Genomic DNA, 3,332 nt, shown 5'->3' with positions numbered 1-3,332 from the left:
CGCCGGGCTGGTCGGGCCGGGACTGTACGGGGCGGGCCGGTTCGGGCTCAGGCCGCCACCGGTCCGGGTGCCGCTGCCCGGCCGGATCCGGAGTGGAAAGAGGCGCAGGTCATGACGGCCGTGGAAGAACGTCCGCCCGGGGAGATCGCGGAGGCACCGCCCGCCGCCGAGCGGGCGGCCGCGCCGCGCGGGAACCCGGTGCTGAAGGCCGTCGGGGTCAGCGTCAGCCTGCTGGGCGTGCTGGTCCTGGGGTTCGTCGCCTATCTGGGGCTGCTGTCGCCCCTCCAGCACGACCGCGACCAGGTCACCCTGTACGCCGACTTCCGGTACGCGCTGTCGCAGGGGACCGCGCCGGTCGGGCCGTCGATCGCGCCCGGCACGGCCGTCGCGATCATCGACGTGCCGCGGCTCGGCCTGCACGAGGTCGTCGTCGAGGGCACCGGTTCCACGCAGCTCACCCACGGGCCCGGGCACCGCAGGGACACGCCGCTGCCGGGACAGCCGGGGATCAGCGTGATCCTCGGTAGGGCCGGCACCTTCGGCGGGCCGTTCGGCGACGTCCCGAAGCTGCACAGCGGCGATCTGATCACCGTCACGACCGGGCAGGGCCTGGCCACCTACACCGTCAACGGGCAGGGCCCGCAGGTCCTCACCCCGCCGCCGGGCTCGGCGACGCTCGTGCTCGTCACCGCCGACGACAAGATCGCGCCGACGGGGGAGGCCCTGGTCACCGCCACCCTGACCTCCCAGCCCGTGGCCGGCAACACCGCGGGACTGCCGGAGATCGGCGTCACCGAGGTCGGGCTGACCTCCGACACCGGAGCCGTCGTGCCGCTGATGCTCTGGGCCGAGGCCCTGCTGATGGGCGTCGCCCTCACCACCTGGTCCTATCTGCGGTGGGCCCGGTGGCCGACCTACGTGACCAGCACGCCGGTCCTGCTGGCGATCCTCTGGAACATCTACGAGAACCTCGCTCGGCTGCTGCCGAACACGCTTTAGGGGCACTGATGAGTGAAAAGACCATGACCCTCGAGGCCGTCGCGCCGCGGACGGCCGGCGGGCTCGTCGCGACCGGGGTCTCGGCGTGGTTCGGCGAACGCAAGGTGCTCGACCGGGTGAACCTGACCATGGAACCCGGGCGGGTCACCGCGCTGATCGGGCCGTCGGGCTGCGGGAAGTCGACCTTCCTGCGGATCCTCAACCGGATGCACGAGATGATCCCCACCGCGTCGCTCGCCGGTGAGGTCGCCCTCGACGGCGAGGACATCTACGGGCAGGGCCGCCGGCTGACCGAGGTGCGGCGGCGGATCGGCATGGTGTTCCAGAAGCCCAACCCGTTCCCCACCATGTCGATCTACGACAATGTGACGTCCGGGCTGAAGCTGTCGGGGATGAAGGTCGCCGACAAGGACGCCCTGGTCGAGCAGTGCCTGCGCCGCGCCGGACTCTGGAACGAGGTCGACAAACGGCTCAAGGCGCCCGGCGGCGCTCTCTCGGGCGGCCAGCAGCAGCGGCTCTGCATCGCCCGGTCCCTGGCCGTCTCGCCCGAAGTCCTGCTGATGGACGAGCCGTGCTCCGCCCTCGACCCCACCTCCACCCGCCGGATCGAGGAGACGATCGCCGAGCTCGCCGCCGAGGTCACGATCGTGATCGTCACCCACAACATGCAGCAGGCGCAGCGCGTCTCCGACAAGTGCGCGTTCTTCCTCGCCGAGCAGGACACCCCCGGCCACATCGTGGAGGCGGGGCCCACCGCGGACGTCTTCGAACGCCCGGCCGACCCCAGGACGTCCGACTATGTGAACGGCCGGTTCGGCTGAGCGCCGCAATGACCGCGGGCGGCGGATAGGCTTGGCCGCGTTAAGTTTCCTGATGTCGTGCGAGGACGGGTCGTGTTCGAGAATCTCTCCGATCGGCTGACATCGGTCTTCGCCAACCTGCGCAGCAAGGGCAGGTTGTCGGAGGCCGACATCAACGCCACCGCGCGGGAGATCCGGGTCGCGCTGCTCGAAGCCGACGTGGCGCTCCCCGTGGTCAAGGACTTCATCGAGAAGATCAAGGAGCGGGCGCGCGGGTCGGAGGTGTCCCAGGCGCTCAACCCGGCCCAGCAGGTCGTCAAGATCGTCAACGAGGAGCTCATCGCGATCCTCGGCGGCGAGACCCGCCGGATCCGGTTCGCCAAGACCCCGCCCACCGTGATCATGCTCGCGGGTCTGCAGGGTGCGGGCAAGACGACCCTGGCGGGCAAGCTGGCCCGCTGGCTGAAGTCCGAAGGCCACACCCCGCTGCTGGTCGCCTGCGACCTCCAGCGGCCCAACGCCGTCACCCAGCTCCAGGTGATGGGGGAGCGGGCCGGGGTCCCGGTCTACGCGCCCGAGCCCGGCAACGGCGTCGGCGACCCCGTCCGGGTCGCCCAGGCGTCCATCGCCGAGGCCAAGCGCGCCCAGCACGACGTCGTGATCATCGACACGGCGGGCCGGCTCGGCATCGACGCCGAGATGATGCAGCAGGCGATCGACATCCGTCAGGCCACCCAGCCCGACGAGATCCTGTTCGTCGTCGACGCCATGGTCGGCCAGGACGCCGTCAACACCGCCCAGGCGTTCATGGACGGCGTCGGCTTCGACGGCGTCGTGCTGACCAAGCTCGACGGCGACGCCCGAGGCGGCGCGGCCCTGTCGGTCCGGCACATCACCGGCCGGCCGATCATGTTCGCGTCCACCGGCGAGAAGCTGGAGGACTTCGACGTCTTCCACCCCGACCGGATGGCCGGCCGGATCCTCGACATGGGCGACATCCTCACCCTGATCGAGCAGGCGCAGAAGACCTTCGACGAGGACCAGGCCGCCAAGATGGCCGCCAAGCTCTCCTCGGGCCAGGACTTCACGCTCGACGACTTCCTCGACCAGATGATGATGATCCGGAAGATGGGCCCGATCGGGAACCTGCTGGGGATGCTGCCCGGCATGGGCCAGATGCGCCAGCAGATCGACCAGATCGACGACAAGGACCTCGACCGGGTCGCCGCGATCATCCGCTCGATGACCCCGGGCGAGCGCGCCGAACCGAAGATGATCAACGGTTCGCGGCGCGCCCGCATCGCCAAGGGCTCCGGCGTGACGGTCGGCGAGGTCAGCTCGCTGGTCACCCGGTTCTTCTCGGCGCAGAAGATGATGAAGGCGATGGCCGGCGGGATGGGCATCCCCGGGATGCCGGGCGGCCGCCGCAAGCCCGCCAAGCAGGTCAAGGCCAAGAAGGGCAAGCGCGTCTCCGGCGACCCGCGCAAGCGGGCGCTGGGCCCCGGCTCCGCCGGCGAGCCCGAGGCCCACAAC

3 protein-coding genes are annotated in these 3,332 nt (G+C 70.7%); all 3 read left to right on the top strand.

Features of this window, described 5'->3' with window-relative positions; translation table 11 throughout:
* The first annotated feature begins 111 nt into the window (after positions 1-111).
* Positions 112-999, top strand: coding sequence for a sortase (locus tag ACYVE7_RS31455; protein ID WP_460369877.1), 888 nt, complete (start codon positions 112-114; stop codon positions 997-999).
* A 23-nt stretch (positions 1,000-1,022) separates the two neighbouring features.
* Positions 1,023-1,820 (top strand): phosphate ABC transporter ATP-binding protein, encoded by a 798-nt coding sequence (locus tag ACYVE7_RS31450; protein WP_460369878.1) that lies wholly within the window; start codon positions 1,023-1,025, stop codon positions 1,818-1,820.
* Between the two features lie 72 nt (positions 1,821-1,892).
* A partial coding sequence (ffh, locus tag ACYVE7_RS31445; RefSeq protein ID WP_460369875.1) for a signal recognition particle protein occupies positions 1,893-3,332 on the top strand: 1,440 nt, incomplete at its 3' end.

It is taken from the genome of Actinocorallia lasiicapitis (assembly GCF_054778695.1).
This window is presented reverse-complemented; position numbering and strand designations above follow the sequence as displayed.